The organism is Micromonospora sp. WMMA1996 (assembly GCF_002573675.1).
GTDB classification, from domain to species: domain Bacteria; phylum Actinomycetota; class Actinomycetes; order Mycobacteriales; family Micromonosporaceae; genus Micromonospora; species Micromonospora sediminicola.
Genome location: NZ_PDHU01000002.1, coordinates 104,521 through 122,788 on the forward strand (window position 1 = coordinate 104,521; position 18,268 = coordinate 122,788).

16 protein-coding genes are annotated in these 18,268 nt (G+C 70.2%); 6 read left to right on the plus strand and 10 right to left on the minus strand.

Annotation, left to right across the window (positions count from 1 at the left end; genetic code table 11):
- Positions 1-32 precede the first annotated feature (32 nt).
- The 4 genes from COO58_RS19440 to COO58_RS19455 all read right to left on the minus strand — a co-directional run bounded on the left by COO58_RS19440 (position 33) and on the right by COO58_RS19455 (position 5,691).
- Positions 33-1,868: a hypothetical protein gene (locus COO58_RS19440; protein ID WP_098746603.1), complete on the minus strand. Its 1,836-nt coding sequence runs from the start codon at positions 1,866-1,868 to the stop codon at positions 33-35.
- Between the two features lie 581 nt (positions 1,869-2,449).
- Positions 2,450-2,845, minus strand: coding sequence for a hypothetical protein (locus tag COO58_RS19445; RefSeq protein ID WP_098746605.1), 396 nt, complete (start codon positions 2,843-2,845; stop codon positions 2,450-2,452).
- Between the two features lie 30 nt (positions 2,846-2,875).
- A complete protein-coding gene (locus COO58_RS19450; RefSeq protein WP_098746606.1) occupies positions 2,876-4,885 on the minus strand; it encodes a hypothetical protein in 2,010 nt (669 codons plus the stop codon).
- Between the two features lie 185 nt (positions 4,886-5,070).
- On the minus strand, positions 5,071-5,691 hold the full coding sequence (locus COO58_RS19455; protein WP_091573765.1) for an ABATE domain-containing protein: 621 nt from the start codon (positions 5,689-5,691) through the stop codon (positions 5,071-5,073).
- A gap of 90 nt (positions 5,692-5,781) precedes the next feature.
- Between COO58_RS19455 and COO58_RS19460 the strand changes: the two genes are divergently transcribed.
- Positions 5,782-7,110: an MFS transporter gene (locus tag COO58_RS19460; protein WP_091573764.1), complete on the plus strand. Its 1,329-nt coding sequence runs from the start codon at positions 5,782-5,784 to the stop codon at positions 7,108-7,110.
- On the opposite strand, the gene COO58_RS19465 is transcribed toward COO58_RS19460, so the two are convergent.
- Positions 7,076-8,296 (minus strand): peptide synthetase, encoded by a 1,221-nt coding sequence (locus tag COO58_RS19465; RefSeq protein WP_141561933.1) that lies wholly within the window; start codon positions 8,294-8,296, stop codon positions 7,076-7,078. The genes COO58_RS19460 and COO58_RS19465 overlap by 35 nt on opposite strands.
- A gap of 264 nt (positions 8,297-8,560) precedes the next feature.
- Here COO58_RS19465 and COO58_RS19470 point away from each other — a divergent pair, with 264 nt between their 5' ends.
- The 3 genes from COO58_RS19470 to COO58_RS19480 all read left to right on the plus strand — a co-directional run bounded on the left by COO58_RS19470 (position 8,561) and on the right by COO58_RS19480 (position 11,011).
- Complete coding sequence (locus COO58_RS19470; RefSeq protein WP_098746610.1) at positions 8,561-10,057, plus strand: alpha/beta hydrolase; 1,497 nt, start codon at positions 8,561-8,563, stop codon at positions 10,055-10,057.
- A gap of 24 nt (positions 10,058-10,081) precedes the next feature.
- Positions 10,082-10,270 (plus strand): hypothetical protein, encoded by a 189-nt coding sequence (locus tag COO58_RS19475; protein WP_218012405.1) that lies wholly within the window; start codon positions 10,082-10,084, stop codon positions 10,268-10,270.
- Positions 10,271-10,360: 90 nt separating this feature from the next.
- On the plus strand, positions 10,361-11,011 hold the full coding sequence (locus COO58_RS19480) for a DUF3159 domain-containing protein (RefSeq protein ID WP_176558908.1): 651 nt from the start codon (positions 10,361-10,363) through the stop codon (positions 11,009-11,011).
- Between the two features lie 63 nt (positions 11,012-11,074).
- On the opposite strand, the gene COO58_RS19485 is transcribed toward COO58_RS19480, so the two are convergent.
- Both COO58_RS19485 and COO58_RS19490 read right to left on the minus strand, forming a co-directional pair.
- Positions 11,075-11,806, minus strand: a complete 732-nt coding sequence (locus COO58_RS19485) for a MerR family transcriptional regulator (RefSeq protein WP_098746613.1) — start codon at positions 11,804-11,806, stop codon at positions 11,075-11,077.
- Between the two features lie 40 nt (positions 11,807-11,846).
- A complete protein-coding gene (locus COO58_RS19490) occupies positions 11,847-13,115 on the minus strand; it encodes an FAD-binding oxidoreductase (protein WP_098746614.1) in 1,269 nt (422 codons plus the stop codon).
- A 70-nt stretch (positions 13,116-13,185) separates the two neighbouring features.
- Here COO58_RS19490 and COO58_RS19495 point away from each other — a divergent pair, with 70 nt between their 5' ends.
- The gene (locus COO58_RS19495) at positions 13,186-13,791 is read left to right on the plus strand and encodes a TetR/AcrR family transcriptional regulator (RefSeq protein ID WP_098746616.1); all 606 of its coding nucleotides are present in this window, start codon (positions 13,186-13,188) and stop codon (positions 13,789-13,791) included.
- A 125-nt stretch (positions 13,792-13,916) separates the two neighbouring features.
- Here the strand turns inward: COO58_RS19495 and COO58_RS19500 are convergent, their stop codons facing one another.
- The 3 genes from COO58_RS19500 to COO58_RS19510 all read right to left on the minus strand — a co-directional run bounded on the left by COO58_RS19500 (position 13,917) and on the right by COO58_RS19510 (position 16,036).
- Positions 13,917-14,387 (minus strand): hypothetical protein, encoded by a 471-nt coding sequence (locus COO58_RS19500; protein ID WP_098746617.1) that lies wholly within the window; start codon positions 14,385-14,387, stop codon positions 13,917-13,919.
- A gap of 9 nt (positions 14,388-14,396) precedes the next feature.
- Entirely contained in the window at positions 14,397-14,612 is a 216-nt protein-coding gene (locus tag COO58_RS30915; RefSeq protein WP_255292714.1) for a hypothetical protein, read from the minus strand.
- A gap of 119 nt (positions 14,613-14,731) precedes the next feature.
- The gene (locus tag COO58_RS19510; RefSeq protein WP_255292718.1) at positions 14,732-16,036 is read right to left on the minus strand and encodes an FAD-binding oxidoreductase; all 1,305 of its coding nucleotides are present in this window, start codon (positions 16,034-16,036) and stop codon (positions 14,732-14,734) included.
- Positions 16,037-16,555: 519 nt separating this feature from the next.
- Between COO58_RS19510 and COO58_RS19515 the strand changes: the two genes are divergently transcribed.
- Entirely contained in the window at positions 16,556-18,082 is a 1,527-nt protein-coding gene (locus COO58_RS19515; RefSeq protein WP_176558909.1) for an amino acid adenylation domain-containing protein, read from the plus strand.
- Positions 18,083-18,268: the final 186 nt, after the last annotated feature.

Sequence of the window (18,268 nt, forward strand, 5' to 3'; positions counted from 1 at the left end):
GGCGAGTCAAATCGAACCTGCCCGTAATGCCGTCAGCGCAGATCGACGCGGATCAGGTCGGTGCCCCGGGTGGTGAACAGCGTCCGCACGCCGTCGGTGACCACCTCCGGAGCGCCGAACCAGGACTGCGCAAGCCCGTCGACCAGCACGGTCAGTGCCGGCTCGCGGCGGCCCACCCGCACCGACCACAACCGGCCGCCGTCGGTGCCGAAGACCCGCTCGTCGATGACCGCCAGCTTGCCGCCGACCGGGCCGACGTCCACCCGCCACAACACCGAGCGGGTACGCGGGTCCAGCGCGAACAGCTCACCGTCGCGGGTCACCCCGACCAGCACCCGCCCGATCAGCTTCAGGTCCACGATCACCCCGCCGTCGGTGGGCTCGACGAGCCAGGCCAGCTTCCGGGCGCGGTGGTCGAAGTAGCCGAGCTTGGCGCGTGTCGTGGACGGGGTGGTGCCGTAGCCGTTGATGACGCTGCCGCCGAGGAACACGCCGTGCGGATCCGGGCACAGCGACTGGACGGTCTGGTCCGGCAGGATGCCCCGCCAGGTGTGCGACCGCCGTCCGTCGAAGACGGTGAGCGCGCCCTCCCACCGGCCGTAGTCCGGCTCGGTGGACATCAGCACCACGCCGCGGCGCCGGTCGACGACCAGCGACGTGGGCCGGGTCTGCTCCTCGGCGGGGTCGACCCGGGCCACCTCGGTGGCCATCCGGTCACCATTCCGCAGGGTCAGGTGGCGGGCCAGCGTGTAGACGCCCATGTGGGTCACACCCCGCCAGTGGTCCATGTCCTTGGCCTCGCCACCGAAGGGCACCCGGTAGGTCTCGAACGCGGGCGTGGGCTGGGTGGAGACGACCTGGACGCCGAGCGTGCCGCCGACCACGATCCGGTCGCCGGCGTGGCAGAGCGACATCGGGCGCTCCGGCGTGGGCGCCAGGTTCGGCGAACTCATGTCCAGCGCCTCGGTGGTGCGGGAGTCCAGGTCGTAGAGGATGCCGCCGGCACCCTGCACCGCCCAGAGCCGGCCGTCGTCCAGGAAGCCGATGCGGACGTTGGACGCCTCGGCCACCGGCACACCGACCAGCGTGGGCGAGGTGTCGCCCAACGTGAAGCGGTACAGCGACCCGCTGGGCCGGGTGGTGTAGAAGACCTCGTCGCCCCGGCTGGTGATGCCGACGACGAACGAGTCGTTCGGCGTGCCGAGGATCTGGTACCGGCTGGGGTCGCGGGTGTCGACGACCAGGATCTCGGCGGTGGGCGAGATGCCGACCACGAGGTGGTCACCCACCAGGTGGCAGACCGCGCCGAAGGTCCGCCCCCGCAGCTCGGCCGGGAGGATGTCGGTGCGCGTGCCGGTGGCGCGGTCGTAGGCGACGAGGCCGGCGCGGGAGCCGATACCGCAGTACACCGTCGTCTCCGTCGCGACCAGGTCGCGGACGTAGGTGTCGTCGGGATCCATCCGCCCGTGGTCGGTGGCGTGCCCGGTGGCCGGGTCATACTCCCAGATCCGGGCCGAGGGGTACGTGCCGACGAAGACCTTGCCGTCCGGCGACGCCTTGACGCTCCAGCCGACCTCCTGGTCGAGGTCGAGCACCTGCGTGACCGCGAGGGTGACGGTGTCCACCTTGAACAGCAGACCCGGGGTGTACGAGCTGACGAACAGGTCGGTGCCGACCGCGTCGATGCCCCACAGGCCGGGCACCCCAGGGATCAGCGCGGTCTTGGTGATCCGGCGTTCGGTCAGGTCGTACGCGGCGACCCGGGTGGGCATGATCTGCCGGGTCGCGAACCAGATCTCGTTGCCGACGCGGAGACCGTTGCCGAAGTTCAGCACCCGGGAGGCGGGTCCGAGGTCGGTGATCACCACGTCGGACGGCTCGGGCGCACCGGAACCCGCTTCGGCGTGGGCGACTCGGGGAAATACGGCTCCTGCCGTTACCGCACCGAGACTGGCAAGCATCGCTCGCCGCGATACAACTCCCGACATGATATGCCCCTTCCGCGCAGACAGTTGCAGGCCGGGCCATTTACGGTCAGGCCCGATACTGGCATCGACCCTAAAGTTGGGCATCAGCCGCCGTCAACGGGCCGCCCGGACCGGATGTCACGCGGGGTCCACCACGTCCCGGGCCACGACCGGGGAGAGCTCCATCGCGGCCGGGCCGGACAATCCGTCACCGATCGACCCGCGCACCCCGGCGGGGAGCTTCCTCGCCACAACAGCAAAGATCCCCGCCCAACGGGGCGGGGATCACAAGCAACGTGCCCGGTGCTCGACGCAATCCGGTGCACGCTCATGCCGATGAGAGGGCGTCGGGTCGTTGTGGCACTGAAGTGAGTTCACCGGGGAATGGCCGTTGAGTACCGGTCTGGCCGCGCAGGTCCTGGAGGGTGACCGTACTTCCCGGCGATGTACGGACCTGCTGGCGAGTGCCGGTTGTCGGCGGGCTACAGGTTGTTGATCCGGGCCAGCAGCTCTGCCTCGGTCAGGTTCTCCAGGACCGCGTCCTGCTTGCGGCCCAGGACCGCCAGCAGCTTCTCCTTCTCCAGCTTCTTGGCCGCCGCCGCCTTCGCCGCCTGCTCCTCCGCGAGGCGGACGGCGATGACGTGCTTGACGACCTCCAGCTTGGCCTCCCAGATCGCCTTGGCCGGATTGGCCTCGGTGGCCACGAACGACTCGGTGTCGACGGCCTTGAGTTCGGCGTTGACCGCCTTGGCCACGTCATCGAGGCTGAAGCCGGACTTGGCGGTCAGCGGAAGCTCCCACAACTGTTCGGTGGTCAGCTGTCCCTTGGCCGACGGATAGCGGAACTTCTCCCGGGTGGCCTTCTCGAAAACGGTCACGATGGTCTCTCTCCGATATCTGGTAGGGAATCAGAACTGGATGCTGATGAGGCGGCGCCGACCGCTGGTCATGGTCACCTTGGCGACCACCGAGCTGCGGACCGTGGAGCTGAAGCCGAGGCCGGACAGCTGATCCGGAGACGGCTCGCACTTGGTGCGGTCGCCGAGAACCTCGAACACCTTGCGGTGCGGTTGCAGGTCGCCGCGGAGGAACTCGTTGTAGATCCCGCGCGCCGGCTGGTCGTTCACGCACCCCTTCAGGATGAAGAAGTAGTGCCGGTTGCCGACCTCGTTGTCGTCGAAGTGGTTCGGCGAGTACATGATGGTGGACACCGGTACGAACTGTTCGGTGGTGATACCCCACACCTCCTTGCTCGCACTGCCCGGCTGCACGTCTCTGTCCGGTCGGAAAGCGGTGATGACCCCGCCGGCAACCGTCATCCGGCCCACCTCGACGGTCTCCTTGTGGCCGACCGCGCGCTCGTGGCGGTAGTGCTCGATCCTCCCGTTGCTCTCGGTCTCGATCACGAAGCCGCCCTGGGCACTGTCCCGCCTGCGGTACTGGTTCACCTCGATCCGGTACTCACCGTCGGGGACCCGGTCGGTCCAGGTGACGTTCTCCACCGGCTCGCGGGAGAGCGCCCCGCCGGCGTTCATGTCGACGTCCAGCTTGTTGCGCTTCTCCTGGTACCAGATGTGGTCGCCGTTGGGCTCGAACACGTGCAGGTCGAGGTCGTCGTGGTTGAACCAGGACAGGCTCACCCGCAGCTTGCCGGTGACGTTGCCGCCCGCTCGCTTGACCTTCTCCCGGATCGAGTCGGTGACGTTGCCGCCGTACGACCAGGCGAAATCGTTGTCCCACTTGAACAATCGCGGAGCGGCCGGGTGCCGGCCGGTCGTGAGACTGACGAAGTGCGGCTCGTGGGTGTTGCCGACCCACAGGTCGATGCTGGTGGCGCCGGGCAGGATGTCCTTCATGAAGGAGACCACCGGAACCTTCTCCGGCTCCGCGTCCCGAAGGCGCGCACCTGCCGACCTCACGGTGGTCGCCTGCATGAGCAGCCCTTCGATGCCGTCCTTCATCCGCGGCTGCGTGTCGTTGTCGACCCACAGCACATTGGTGACCGACACATCGGACAACCGGGCGAACCGCCGCTGCAACGACTCCTCGATGCCCAACTCGTCAATGGTCTTCATGGCCGCCTTGACCATGGCCGGGGTGATCAACGCCGTGGGGCGCTGGTAGTTCTGCGGCGCCACCTTCGTCTCGAACGACCGGACGGCCTGCTCCAGGTCGACGCCCGCGGAGAGATCCTGAACGAGGGTGCCGATCACCGTGTTGCGGATGCGTGCCGCCGGGTTCATGGCGTTGGCGAAGACGAAGGCCCGTCCGTCGGTCGCCATCGTCCACCGGCTCTGCAGCGACCGGAACTCGGTCACCGCCCGACGGTGCTCCGCACCGCGGTAGAGGGCGTTGCCGTCGATCAGGTCGGCGACGGTGCCCAGAGCGTGCGGGGTCAGCTCGGCCAGGCCACGCTGGAAGACCTGCACCGCGGCGTCGAAGTTGCCCTGTGCCGCGCCGACATCGTCGGTGCGGTGCCGCTCCTCCACCCGGCCGTGCAGGTGGTGCCACACCTCGACCTGGCCGTCGCGCAGCGTCCGGGTGGTCTTCGTCCCGTACTGGGCCTGGCCGGACCGGAAGACGGTGGACAACGGCAGCGACAGGACGAACTCGTCCAGAGCGGCGGCGACGACGGAGAAGACCGGGTCGGAGGCCGACACCCCGGACCAGACGGTACGGACCAGCCCGTCGTGGATCTCGACGACGTTGCCGAAGTGCTTGATGAAACCGCGGCACGTCGAGCAGTCGTACGCGGACCGCTCACGGAACCGCGGATTGGTGCCGGCGGGGAAGGAGTCGAGAAACGTGAGCCAGAGTGAGTCCCGGTCGAGACCGTCGCCGACGACGTACAACTCGCCCCTGGACATGGTGGACAGACGCGAAGTCACATCCGTCACGAACTGCTGGAAATCGCCCACCGTCTCATCCCCCTTGATCGCCGGAGATCCTACGGAGCGGACGCCGATCGGAGGAAACGCGTTTCCGGCTCTCCGCACGGTCGTAGACGTCCTGCCGAACGCCGTCGGGTGTCACTGGTTCACGCGCGTGCACCCGGTCGAGGTCGGCAACCCACCGCGACCCGCCGGATCGCGGCAGGCCGGGCTCAGCTCGTCGCGCGAGTGCGTCGCGCCGCGACGTAGCGGCGCATCTTCTCGGAGGTTCCGCAGTCGTCCATGCTGCACCAGCGGCGACTGCGGTTCTTGCTCTCGTCGTGGAAGAGAAAGCGACAGCCGCCGCATCCCTTGATCCGGTCCAGTGCGCCTGTGGTGAGGAGTTGGACCGCCGCGTGCACCACCGGCCGCAGTGGCCGGGCGAGTGTCCGGTCGTCTCGCCAGGTCCATTCGAACGTACGCCCCTGATCGAGTCGTGCGTGACCGAGCGCGTCCGCTTCGTCGTCTCGCAGCCGGGCCAGCACGGACGCGTCCGGGCTGCGATCAGCGGCCACTGCCCGGAACACCCCGTCGAGATCGTCGCGGATGCGCAGCGATCGGGCGAAGGCGGCCTGGGAGCCAGCCGGATCATCGTGTGACAGCCGGCGCAACGCCTCCGCCTCCGGCTCGCTGAGCGCACCCCCGTACACGCTCCAGGCAAGGAGCTCGGGGTAGCCGGTCAGCACGTCGTCGTCCGGAGATCCGACGGGCGGACCGGTACGGGTGTTGATGAAGTCCAGCGCGAGATTGCCGCCTACCAGGCGCATCCGCGTCACGCCCTCGAGTGTTTCCATCGAAACTCACTTTACCAGTTGACCCGCATCGAAGGGCGCCACTAGCATGTTTCCATCATAAGTAATTTTGCCGGTAACCCGGGGGGTCTGATGAGACGCGGACGGGCAGCGGGGGCACTGATCGGCTTGTCCGGCGGGACGTTCCTCTACACCACCGCCGAGGCGCTGCCCATCGGGCTGCTGCTCCCGATGGCGGGGGATCTGGCCGTCTCGCCGCCGCAGGTGGGCATGCTCGTCACCGCCTACGGCGCGGTGGTGATGGTCGCCTCGGTCCCGTTGACGGCGCTGGTCCGCGGGGTCCCTCGCCGCCGGCTGCTGTCGGCGCTCCTGGCCGGCTTCGTCCTCAGCACCGCCGTCACGGCGCTGACGAGCACCTTCGCGCTGCTCCTGGTCGCCAGGATGGTCACCGCGACGACCCATGCGCTGTTCTGGGCCGTGGTGGTGCCGGCTGCGGCTGAGCTGTTCCGGCCCGCACTACGCGGGCGGGTCGTCGCGGTCGTATTCGCCGGCGGCACCGTCGCGTTGGCCCTGGGCGTGCCCGCGGGCACCTGGCTGGGCGACCGCGCCGGGTGGCGCGCATCGTTCCTGGCGACAGCCGGACTCGGCGCGGTGGTGTTCGTCGTGGTGGCCGCGCTGCTGCCCTCGACCCGGCCGGAAGACGGACACGCCGCCCGAGGTGCGACGCCCGACGCCCGACGCTTCTGGCTGCTGGTGGCGATGGCCGTCCTGGCGACCGCCGGCGCCATTGCCGCCTACACCTACGTCGCCCTCTTCGTCACCGAGGTCAGCGGATTCTCCCCCGCGTCTGTCGGGGCCATCCTGTTCGCACGTGGCATCGCCAGCGTGCTCGGCATCCTCGCCATCGGCGCGCTGCTGGACCGCAGCCCGTGGCTCGCTCTCCTCACGACCGTCGCACTGCAGTCGGCAGCACTGCTCGGCCTGTACACGTTCGGCCAACGGCCGTCGGTGTCCGTCGGCCTGATCGCTCTGGCCGGACTGGCATTCGCCGCGTTCACCGCGACGCTCGGCGGCCTCGTTCTCCAGGTGGCTCCCGGGCGCTCCGACCTCGCCGCCGCCACAGTCTCCGCCGCGGTCAACGTCGGCATCACCGCCGGCGCGTTCGTGGGCGGCCTAGCCCTGCCGAGCCACGGTGTGCGCGCCACGGTGCTGATCGGCGCCCTGCTCGGCGTAGCCGCCCTGGTGCTGGCCCTCGGCGAACGACTCATCCGGCCCGCGCCCCGCCCCAGCCGCGGTGCGGTACCGGAGATCGGACGCGCCGGTACCGGCCCGCGACGCCCGGGACCCACGTCGCGGTCGACCCGGCGGATGACGAGGTCGCCACCTACCGCTCGGTCCGGCCGCGACCGGGTGCCGGGCGCAGAACCTAGCCTTCGACTGCGGAACCCCCGAGTCGGGTGAGGCGGCCGGCGATGTCAGCAGGAAGACCGCTGGTGTCGCCGTGTGTCGTCAGGACGAGCCGCAGCGACCCGGCGTGCGTGACGACGCCGAGGATCCGCTCGTCGCGGACCTGCGTCGTCATCGTCGGTCCCCAGATCGCGACGGCGGAGGACGTGTCGGGTTCGGATGTCCCCAGGTTGGTGATCTCCAGGTCGGCAGCCGTGGCGGCGAGCATCGCCGCCTCCGCCTCCGAGGCGTCGGCGGGGTTGAGCGAGCCCAGCATCAGTGCCGCATGCCGGGCACCGTCCCGCGCGACTCGCAGTTGCGCCGTCGCGTCCTTCGCGAGAGACCAGAGCGTGTTCTGCGCGGGTGCGCGCAGCACCACGCTCGTCGCCGTGAAGCGGTTCACCACGTCGTCCTCGAGGCCCAGCGCCGAGCGGAGATCGATGGGAACGTTGACGCGGATGCTCTCGGCCCTGGTGAGCGCGGCCAGCGCCTGCGCGGCGGCGGCACAGATCGCGCCCTGGACGGTCGACCCGTTGGCACGGGCGGTGGAGCGAAGATGTGCGGTCGTCGCGGGGTCGAGTTCGGCGATCTCGATGCTCGGCGCCGTGGCGTCGAACGGACGGATCGTGCCGACAGCCGGCTCCGCCGGAGGGCCCGGGGTGTGATCGGTCGGCCGCTCCGTCCGGGGCAGACGTTCGAGCAGGCTCTCCTGGTCCAGGGGCGCCGGCCGGGCCGGGAGCGTCCGCCCGTCGAGGATCACGAGGAGGTCGTGCGCTGCCCGGAGCGCGCCGCGTCCGTCGGTGATCTGGTGGGAGAACGTCAGGACAATGGCGCTCCCCCGGTCACCGGGTGCGCCGCCCACGAGCGTCGCGCACGCCAGCGGGCTTCCGTCGGGGTCGACGGGACGGGCCTGCTCCTGCGCCGCCGCGTCGCGCCAGTCTCCCCCAACGTGTCGGACCTCGATGGGTTCGGTCGACGTCCGGAAGGTCGGGCGGTCGCCGCTGCGATCGATGCCGACGGTGAGCAGTGGGTGCGTCCGCTGCAGCTGCGCGAGCGCGCGCTCCAGTTGGTGTGCCGAGACGGGCGCGGCGAGTTCGACGACGAGCGAGAACTGCACCGGGTTGCGACCGATGTAGAGGTCGATGATGTGCTCGAACGCCCCCAGGGGACGCACGATCGGGTGTGCTGGAGAGTGGCGCATGTCTTCCTTCGTGTCGATGTGCCGATCGGTCAGCCGCGTTCGTTGCTCGGACTGCTCGGCCGGTGCCCCCGCCGCTGGCGGGTGACGGCGGCTTCGATGAGACACCCGGCCGTAGCGGCACACTCAACCCCGCCCGGGTGTGATCTGTTCGACGACGTCCGGAGATGCGAACCGACGTCTGCCGTGCCGCATTTGACTGTGCCCCGAGGGCACAGGTTCGCATGGGTGCGAACCCGCTGAACGTGGGTCGGACAGGAGATGAGAATGACGCAAAGACGCGCGATGGCCCTGGTGGGGACGCTGGGACTGGTCGGGGCCCTGGTCTCGGTGATTCCGGCGACCGCCGGCGGGGCGCCGGCGGGACCGGCCGCGGTGGGTCCACGCTGGACGGCTTGCCCGAAGGACGTGGTGGTGCCCCCGACGGTTCAACTGCCGGTGCAGTGCGCGACGGTGCCGGTTCCGTTGGACTACCAGAACCCGGACGGCACCAAGATCGAGCTGATGGTGTCGCGGATCGCGAGCACGAAACCGGAGAAGCGACGCGGCGTGCTGATGTTCAACCCGGGCGGGCCGGGCGGCACCGGGCTCGACCAGCCGGCCTTCCTGGTCTCGAAGGGGCTGCCGGCCGGCGTCACGGACGCCTACGACCTGATCGGCATGGACACCCGGGGCGTCGGGCACTCGTCGCCGGTGAACTGCGGCTTCACCGCCGATGACGCCTACTGGGCCAACATCCCGCCGTACGCGCCGGACGACGCCGCGGTGGTCCGCCAGGCGGAAATCGCCGAGGACGTCGCCGAACGCTGTGCGGCCAACGACACCGAGGGCCGGCTGCGCCACCTCACGACCGCGAACATGGCCCGCGACCTGGACCGGATCCGCGCCGCGCTCGGCGAGAAGACGGCCAGCTTCTACGGGGCATCCTACGGCTCGGCGCTCGGTGCCGCGTACACCTCGATGTTCCCGGCCACCACCGACCGGGTGGTGCTGGACAGCATCGTCGGCGACACCCACCTCGACCAGGCCGGGCTGCGCCGGTTCGCGCTCGGCATGGAGCAGACGTTCCCCGACTTCGCGGCGTGGGCGGCGAAGCGGCACGAGTCCTACGGCCTCGGCCGCACCCCGCGGCAGGTACGCCGGACCTACCTCACGCTCGCCGAGCGGCTCGACGAGACGCCCGCCGCCGACGGGCTCACCGGTGCCGTCTTCCGGCAGATCACCTTCGGCTCCCTCTACAACCAGATCCAGTACCCGAGCCTCGCGCGGATCTGGCAGACCTACCTGAACCCGGGCGAGGCGCCGCGGGCGAAGGCGGCGACCGCGCCCAACGCGCAGGACAACGCGCTTACCGTGTTCCTCGCCGTCACCTGCAACGACGTCGCGTGGCCCGAGGACGTGGACACCTACCGGCGGGCGGTCGCGCGGGACCGCATGCGGTTCCCGCTGTTCGGCGCGGCCAGCGCCAACATCACCCCCTGCGCCTTCTGGACGCACGAGCCGGCGCAGCCGCCGGTCGCGGTGGACGACGAGGGGCCGCGCAACGTGCTGATCCTGCAGAACCGGCGCGACCCGGTCACCCCGCTCGCCGGTGGCGAGCTGCTGCGGGAGAAGTTCGGGAAGCGCTCCCGGCTGGTCACCGTCGACGGGAGCGGGCACGGCGTCTACCTGCTCGGCGGCAACGCCTGCGCGCTGAACCTCGCCACGTCGTACCTGGTGGATGGCACGATGCCGAGCGGCGACCGGACCTGCCGGCGCGGCTGACGTTGACCGTGTCCCTGGGACACGGTGTGCAATGGCGAGCAGTACGGGATCCGGCTGCTGCGGATCCGGCGCCTGGTGGACCTGGGCGTGTCGCTTGCCGGCATCGCCCTGGCGCGGGAATCGGTCGAGGGCGCGGAGCAGACGTTCCGCGCCCTCGACGTCGAACTCGCGGCCGGCATCGAGCGCCAGCAGCGGTCGCGCCGCCGGTCGTGAGGTCGGACACACCGTGCCGCGTGTGCTTGAGTGTGCCGCTGCGGCACACCGGCTAATTGTCCAATGCCGAACGAGGTCGACCCAGATGTGATGTCGGAGCGGGACCGTGACACCACTCCTCCCGACGGCACCGCCCAGCCCGCCGACACCGTCCTGCGGCAGATGGGCGGCCCGGCCGGGTTCGTCTACTCCACGGTCCCGGTGATCGTGTTCGTCACGGCCGACGCGTTCCTGCCGCTTCCGGTGGCTGTCGGTGTCGCGGTCGCGACCGGGCTGGCGTTGTTCGTCCTTCGGTGGCTGCGCGGCGAGCGTCTCGTCTCGGCGGTGGGCAGCCTGCTCGGTGTGGCGGTGGCCGCCGGGATCGTCGCCTGGACCGGCTCCGCGCGGGACTTCTTCGTGATCGGGATCTGGGCCTCGCTGGCCGGATTCGTCGTCACGTCCGGGTCGGTGCTGGCTCGCCGGCCGCTGACCGGTGTCATCTGGAACGCCCTGCACGGCGGCACGCACGCATGGCGATCTGACCGAGCCGTACGGGTGGCACACGACGTCGCGACCCTCGCCGCGGCGTCGGTGTTCGGGTCCCGCTTCGCGGTCCAGCAGTGGCTCTACCTGGCCGACAGCACCGGTGGGCTGGGCCTTGCCCGAGTCGTCATGGGCACTCCGCTCACCGTACTGGCCGCGCTGGTCGTCGTGTGGAGCTTCCGGCGCAGCACCAGACGTCTCGTCGCGGCCCGCAGCTGACCACGTGCGGTCCACCGGCACCCGTCCCCGGCCCGCTCGCCGCGCGCCGGTCGGCGCCGTCGATCAGTCCCGCGGTTCGGACAGCAGGCGGTGGGTGCGCCGCATGACGTCCAGCTGCGCAGGGTTGTAGAGCTCCGCCAGGGCCCTGCCGACGGCTTGTTCGACGTAGCGTGCGCTGTACCGGGTGCCGGCGTTCGTGATCCGCACTCCGGGGTTCTCCGCGAGCAGCGTGCGTACGTAGGGGGCCAGGTCCCGGGCCACGGCCGCGCGGGCCGGCTCGCCGGCGTCCGCGGGAAGGGTGTCGAACCGCTCGGCCACCGGGTCGGTGACGGGCTTGCGCAGCATGTCCCCCCAGGCCCGCATGGTGTCGGCGCCGAGCACGCGGGTCAGCACGACGACGAACGAACGGTCGGCCGGCGGCATCGTCGACACGACATCGGGTGTGACGACACCGGGTGGCAGTTCCGCCGGTATGGGCTGTCGCAGGATGACACCGAGTTCGAGGCGGGCCCGCTGTAGCCGTTCGATGGTGGTCGCGAGCTCGGCGTCGAGGGTGCGCAGGGCCTCCACGGGCTGATCGTCGGTGTCCTGCATGGTCGCGATCTGCGACAGCGAGAAACCCAACTCCGTCAGGCGCCTGATGCGCAGGATCCGGACGAGGTGGGCAACCCCGTACTGCTTGTAGCCGTTGGTGCGCCGGGGTGGTTCGGTCAGCAGCCCGATGTCGTGGTAGTGGCGTACCGCCCGCAGCGTGGTGCCGGCGAGTTGGGCGATCTCCCGGGTGCTCCAGCCCACTGCGCACCTCCGTTCGATGGTGGATCCTCGGCGCCGGCCGTCAGAGCCTTCCCGGGGCGTGGAACACCAGTTCGGGGTCGTACCGCTTCTTGGCGGAGAGCAGGCGCTCGGCGTTCGGCCCGAAGGCTGCGGCGGTGCGCTCGGCGTCGCCCGGACCGAGCAGGTTGGGATAGCCGCCCGGAAGCCGGTCGGTCTTCCGGACCCAGGCCCGGTGCCGATCCTCGGCGGGGTCTCCGGGTTCCCACACCGCGATGGTCTCGACCATCAGGTGCGGCGTCCGGTTGCGGAACGCGGTGGCGTCGGCGGGGACGCGAGCGGCCGCGCCGTGGAGGCTGTGCAGCGAGATCGCCGACAGCGGCGAGGTCTTGGCGTCGGCGGCGTCGAGCAGGATCTCCTGGACCGTACGGTCGAGTCCGGTCACCGTGCGCGCCCCGATCTCGACGTGGCGACCCGCCGGGAACATCGCGTCGATCTGTGCGAGCTGGTCGGGCATCGTGGTCGGGCCGAACTGCGCCGTCAGCGGCTCGCCGAGCTCGGTGAGCCGCTGGAGCACCTTGGTCCCGGCCTCGGGCTCACCGCACCAGGTCGGCGCGACGAACAGCGCCGACCCACCGGTCGGGGCGGTGATGAAGCCGGCCTGCACGGTCAGCTCGTCCGGCCCGCGTAGCAGCGACTCCTCCAGCTCCGGCAGCACGTCGGAGCCGAACATGATCATCCCGGCCAGGATCGTCGGCACCGCGTGCAGCCGGATCCGCATCGAGGTGACGACGCCGAAGTTGCCGCCTCCGCCGCGCAGGGCCCAGAGCAACTCGGGGTCGCGCTCCTCGTCCGCGGTGACCGACGTGCCGTCGGCGAGCACCACGTCGGCCGACAGCAGGTTGTCGGCGGCAAGGCCGAACCGGCCGCTCAGTGGACCGTACCCACCGCCGAGCGTCAGGCCGGCCATGCCGACCGAACCGGCCGTCCCGGTGACCGCGACCAGACCGGCCCGCTGCGCGGCCGCGGCCACGTCGGCCGACGTGGCACCGCCGGCCACGGTGGCGACCGCGGTCGCCGGGTCGACGCTCACCCGCCGCATCGGGCTCAGGTCCAGCGTCAGCCCGCCGTCGGTCAGCGCGCGACCGGCCCAGTCGTGCCCGCCGCCGCGCACCGACAGCGGGAGACCCTTCTCCCCGGCGGCCCGCACCCCGGCCTGGACGTCAGCCGTGGTGGCGCACCGAAGGACGGCGAGCGGGCGGCTGGTCACCGCACCGTTCCAGATCGTCCGCGCCGCTTCGTACTCCGTGCCGGACGTCAGCATGTCACCCATTTGATCAGAGTAGCCATTCACTCGTCAGAGGCCAACTCTGACGAATGGCGGAGGCTATGCTCACACGACCATGACCGAAGCACCGAGGAGCCGTCGGGCCGAGTACGCCGCGGCCACCCGCGCCGCCATCGTCGAGGCGGCGCGCTCACTCTTCGCCCGCAACGGGTACTTCGCCACGAAGATCGAGGACATCGCCGCGGAGGCCCGCGTCGCACCGGCCACGGTGTACGCGGTGACCGGCGGCAAGCAGGGGCTGGTCCGGACGCTCGTCGACCTGTGGAGCCAGGCGCCGATCGTGGCGCAGACCCTCTCCCGGCAGGAGACGCTCACCGACCCGGACGAGATCCTGCGGGACACGGCAGCCACGGTCCGGGCCATGCGCGAGACGTACGGCGACATCATGCGGCTGATGCTGACGACCGCGCCGCACCACGCCGAGGTCGCCGACAGCCTGCGGGTGGCCACCGGACGCTACCGCGACGCCGTCGAAGCCGTCGCCGTGCGACTCCGCGACGTCGGCGGCCTGAGGGCGGGAACAACAGTCGCGGAGGCGACTGACATCCTCTGGTTCTACTTCGGATACTCCGGTTACTTCACCCTGCTCGACGACAACGGGTGGACCTACGAGCAGGCGGAACGCTGGCTGGTCGCCCAGGCCACGGCCGCTCTTCGCTGAGACGTACCAGCGCTCGACGTCGAACCGGATCACCCATCGGCCTTCAGGACCGAAGCGCCGGCACCAGGGTGCAGGTCCATCCGCTACGCGGCACGAGCGGACGGGCCCTGCTGGCCAGGGCTCGCCTAGAGCGGATCCAGGAGCAGCATGCCGTCCGGTGAGTAGAAGTAGGCGCGCTTGTGTCGAGCCCAATCGTCGATCTTCGGGTCTCCCGACTGCGACAACCACTCAGACAGACGCGCGTGCTCGTCGGTGTAGCCGTTCTTCAGGAGCCACTGAAGCGTGTCGCCCCGGCCCGCTCCGAAGATGGCCTGGGCGTCGAAGCCGACGCCGAGGTCCATGTCGCCAGTGCGGAACTTCGCCCCATACAGGCGGGGCGAGTCCGTGGGATCGCCGACAAGGAACAGCAGAAGGGCCGTCACGTATATCTGCTCGTACTCGTCGCCCTCGCCCTCGTCCGGGCCTTCGCGCCACGCCCTTTCGCGGTCGAAGATCTCGCGGAGCATCGCTTGGTGAGGGCCAGGATCATCGACGTCAACCATCCGGAGCGCCTCCCGACGCGAAGCCGGACTCGAGAGGTCCAAGGACTCGGCCACATGCGCACGCTAGTCGGGGATCCGCTCATCGGCACATCGGACGCTGGCGAACGGCGCCGACAGCACGTGGGTGACGAGCGCTTCGCGGCATGAGGGCGCACCCGCATCCGTCCGCACGTCCGGCACATCGAGTTCGACCGGCACGCCGGAGAGCAGCCGCAGGGCCTCGTCGACCCGGGCTTCGCCGGTGGGGACGTCGTCGGGCCGACGTTCAGCAGTGGTCATCGAGACCATCGAAGGTCCCGGACGGATCCGGACCCGCAGGTGCATGCCTGACGCTCATCCGCCGGGATACGAAACCGCCTGGCACGCCCCACCAGCCGGGGGGAACTCCAGGACAGGACTTAGGCAATCTGCTGATCTTCGGCGAGCGAGCGCTCCGGTGCGATGTTCTGGTTGTGCCGCAGCAGGTTGTCCGGGTCGTAACGCCTCTTGATCTCAGCGAGCCTCCGGTAACGGTCGGCACCATATATGTCGATCGAACCGGAACTCGGCTGGTCCTGCACGTAATTGACATAGGAACCGCCGTAGTGCCATTTGTCGAGCCTCGCGATGCTGCGGCGGGACCAGGCCGCTTCTTCGTCGTCGGCGTTGGGATCCGTCCAGTGCGCGGAGGCGGTGTACATGTACGGTGCCGCCCGCCACGGAAAGGCCGAATCCTCATCCGGAACGTCCGTGATCGCGCCGCCCAGGTATTCGAAATCAACGCAGGACCGCGGGGAGCGGATCTCCTCGGCGTTACGGACCATCGCCTCGGCGACAGCGGGGCTGATCTCACCGAGATAGCAGGACTTGGTGAAATAGCGATGCCCATGCGGCTCACTGTGGTCGCCGAGGGCTTGGAGGTCGGAGAAGGAGAGCACCCGCTCCAGCCTCCCCGCCGGGGCGAACTTGTCGAACAACGGTCTGACAGCGTCGTCTCCGTCACCTGGGTCACCGAACCAGGCCGCGGTCAAGTGCAACGTGGGTCGGCCACGGAGCTTCGCGGGGATCCAGTCCTGCTCCGAGGCGATCTTGAAGGCCCCGACTGTGTGCAACTCCGCCGACTGCTGTTCGGCGAACTCACGATAGGCGGCCAGCGCATCGACACCGTCGCCCATCGAATAGACCCCGGTGCGATGGACGACCGGACCGACCGGACGGAGGCGAAGTGTGAAGCGAGTGACGACGCCGAAGTTGCCACCGCCACCTCGCAGTGCCCACAGCAGCTCGCTGTGCGCGCTCTCGGTGGCCTCGACTATCGAACCGTCCGCAAGCACGACTTCGGCAGCCAGGATGTGGTCGCAGGTGAGGCCCCATCGGCGAGCGAGCCAGCCGTACCCGCCCCCCAACGCGAGTCCACCCAGGCCGGTGTGTGAGACCACCCCGGCCGGACACGCGAGACCATGGGGGGTGGTGGCGGCATCGAGATCCCGCAGCAGGCATCCACCCTGCGCCCTCGCCAACCGAGCCGACGGATCGACCGAGACACCGCGCATCAGCGACAGATCGATCATCACCGAGGCGTCCGAGACAGCCCTACCCGCGACGTTGTGGCCGCCCCCGCGCACGGTGACGGCGAGACCGGCAGACCGCGCGTAACGCAGAACGGATGAGACTTCGACCGCATTGACGCACCGGGCAATTAGCGCTGGGCGCCGATCGTGCACCGCGTTCCAGACACGCCTGTGCTCATCGTACGACTTGCTGTCCGGCCCGAGAATGCGATCGCCCAGGAGCGAATGAAGAGCAGTTACTGCCAGCCCCGCGTCAGTCAAAATCAGCCCTTTTCGGATTTGGTGACTGCGTCGCCAACTCTCATTGACAGCGCTCCACCGGCTGAGTGTAGGGAACGGCGCGGTCGCTGTCGACACCTTCGAGGATCGTCAGGCGCTATCGGTGTCCGCTGTGGAGCGCCGTATGCTCGGCGTAGCGCCCAGTCGGCGAGCGTCACCGGTCACATCCGTTCGCGACTACGCTTACCGACCGAAGTGGACGTCGTCCCGCGGTGAGTGGCGGCGTCCCGGGCAAACCGCCGGCCATGTGCCGACCCGTTGGGCAACCGGATCGATGTCCTCAACCTCAACGCACAGCCGAGCGGGTACCCTCTCGGCGATCAGCACGACGACGAGGGCGCCTCGGCCGGGGTGCCCTGCCGTGCACCTGGCGGACCTGAGGAGCGGTGCATCGTGGAGTACCCGCACGAGACGTTGGATGACGTGCTACGCCACGGCGCCGCCGCATGGCCCGGCCGTCCGGCCCTGATCGGAGAGGCGGTCCGGCTCTCGTACGCCGAACTCGACGCCCGTGTCGACGCGCTCGCCTCGGCACTGACGGAGGCCGGGCTGGCACCCGGCGACAGCGCGGCCGTCATGGCGGACGGATCTGCTGGGGCGGTGCTCGCGCTGGCCGCGACGATGCGCGCCGGCGCCTGCGCGGTACCGCTCGACGCGGCCCATCCCGACGCCCGGCGTGCCGAGGCCATGCGCGACGCCGGATGCCGGTTGGTGGTCTCCCCCGACCTCGTCGCCACGACCGGAGCCGCGCCAGCCGGGGCACGCCCGGACGCTCCGGCGTACGCGATCTACACATCCGGCTCTGCCGGTCGTCCCAAGGCCGTCATCGTCGGGCACGCCGCCGCGGCCCGGCACGCCGCCGCTGCCGCCGATCTCTTCGGGCTGACGCCTGGCGACCGGGTGCTGCAGTTCGCGTCGCTCAGCTTCGACGTCGCTCAGGAGGAGATCTGGCCGACCTGGTTGGCGGGGGGCACGGTGGTGATCCGGCCCCGCGAACTGCCTCATGCCGCGGCCCTCGGGCGGCTCGTCGCGGAGCACGGCATCACGGTCCTCCAGCTGCCGACGGCGTACTGGCGGGCGCTGCTGGCGGACGCGGCGCTGATCAGTGCGTCCGACCTTCGAACGCTGCGGCTGATGGTGATCGGCGGGGAGGCCGCGTCGCTCGCCGATGTCCATCGGTACCGCGACAGTCCGTTCCGCGGCATCGACCTGGTCAACGGCTACGGGCCCACGGAGTGCGTGGTGACGGCCACGGCGTTCCGGCTCGCCGGGAACGACCCACTACCGGCCACGGGCGGCGGTCTGCCGATCGGTTCGGCCGTGCCCGGCCGGCGGCTGTGGATCCTGGACGACGCCGGCCACCCGGTGGTCCCGGGTTCGGCCGGCGAACTGTACGTCGGCGGCGTGCTGGCCGACGGCTATCTCAACCAGCCCGAGCTGACCGCGGAGCGCTTCCGCGAGATCCAGGTCGGCGGCGAGCGCCAGCGCACGTATCGGACCGGCGACCTCGTCCGCGAGTGCGAGCCCGGCGTCCTCGAGTTTCTCGGGCGGCTGGACAACCAGGTCAAGGTGCGCGGCTATCGCGTCGAACTGGAGGAGATCGACGCGGCACTGCGGGACTGCCCCGGTGTCCAGGACGTCGCCAACGTGCTGATACCGGGACCCTCCGGTGAGCCGATGCTGGCCACGCTGATCGTCGGCGACGCCGCATCGGTCATCCCCGAGGCGTCCCGTCGCCTGCCGGCGTACATGATCCCTACGGCGACCGTCACCGCCGAACGACTGCCGCTGACCACCTCCGGCAAGATCGACCGGCCTGCCGTTCAGACGCTCGTGGCCGAGGCCCTGGCCGCACGCTGGTCAGCGCGGGCGGGGAAGACGGCCGGAACATCCTCACCCAGGCCCACCGGAGGTAACTGAGCACTCGTCGCAGCTGGCCGGACGTGTGCTCGACACGCGGGCGGCCCTGATCGACGGCATGGCAGCCCGGCGCGCAGGAGCACGCGCACCGGGCTGCCTGCTCTGCGGTGGCCGCACACCCGACCACCGCCCGACGCCACCGTCCGCCCGGGCACCGACGTGCGTCACATGCCGGAATCCGTCCAC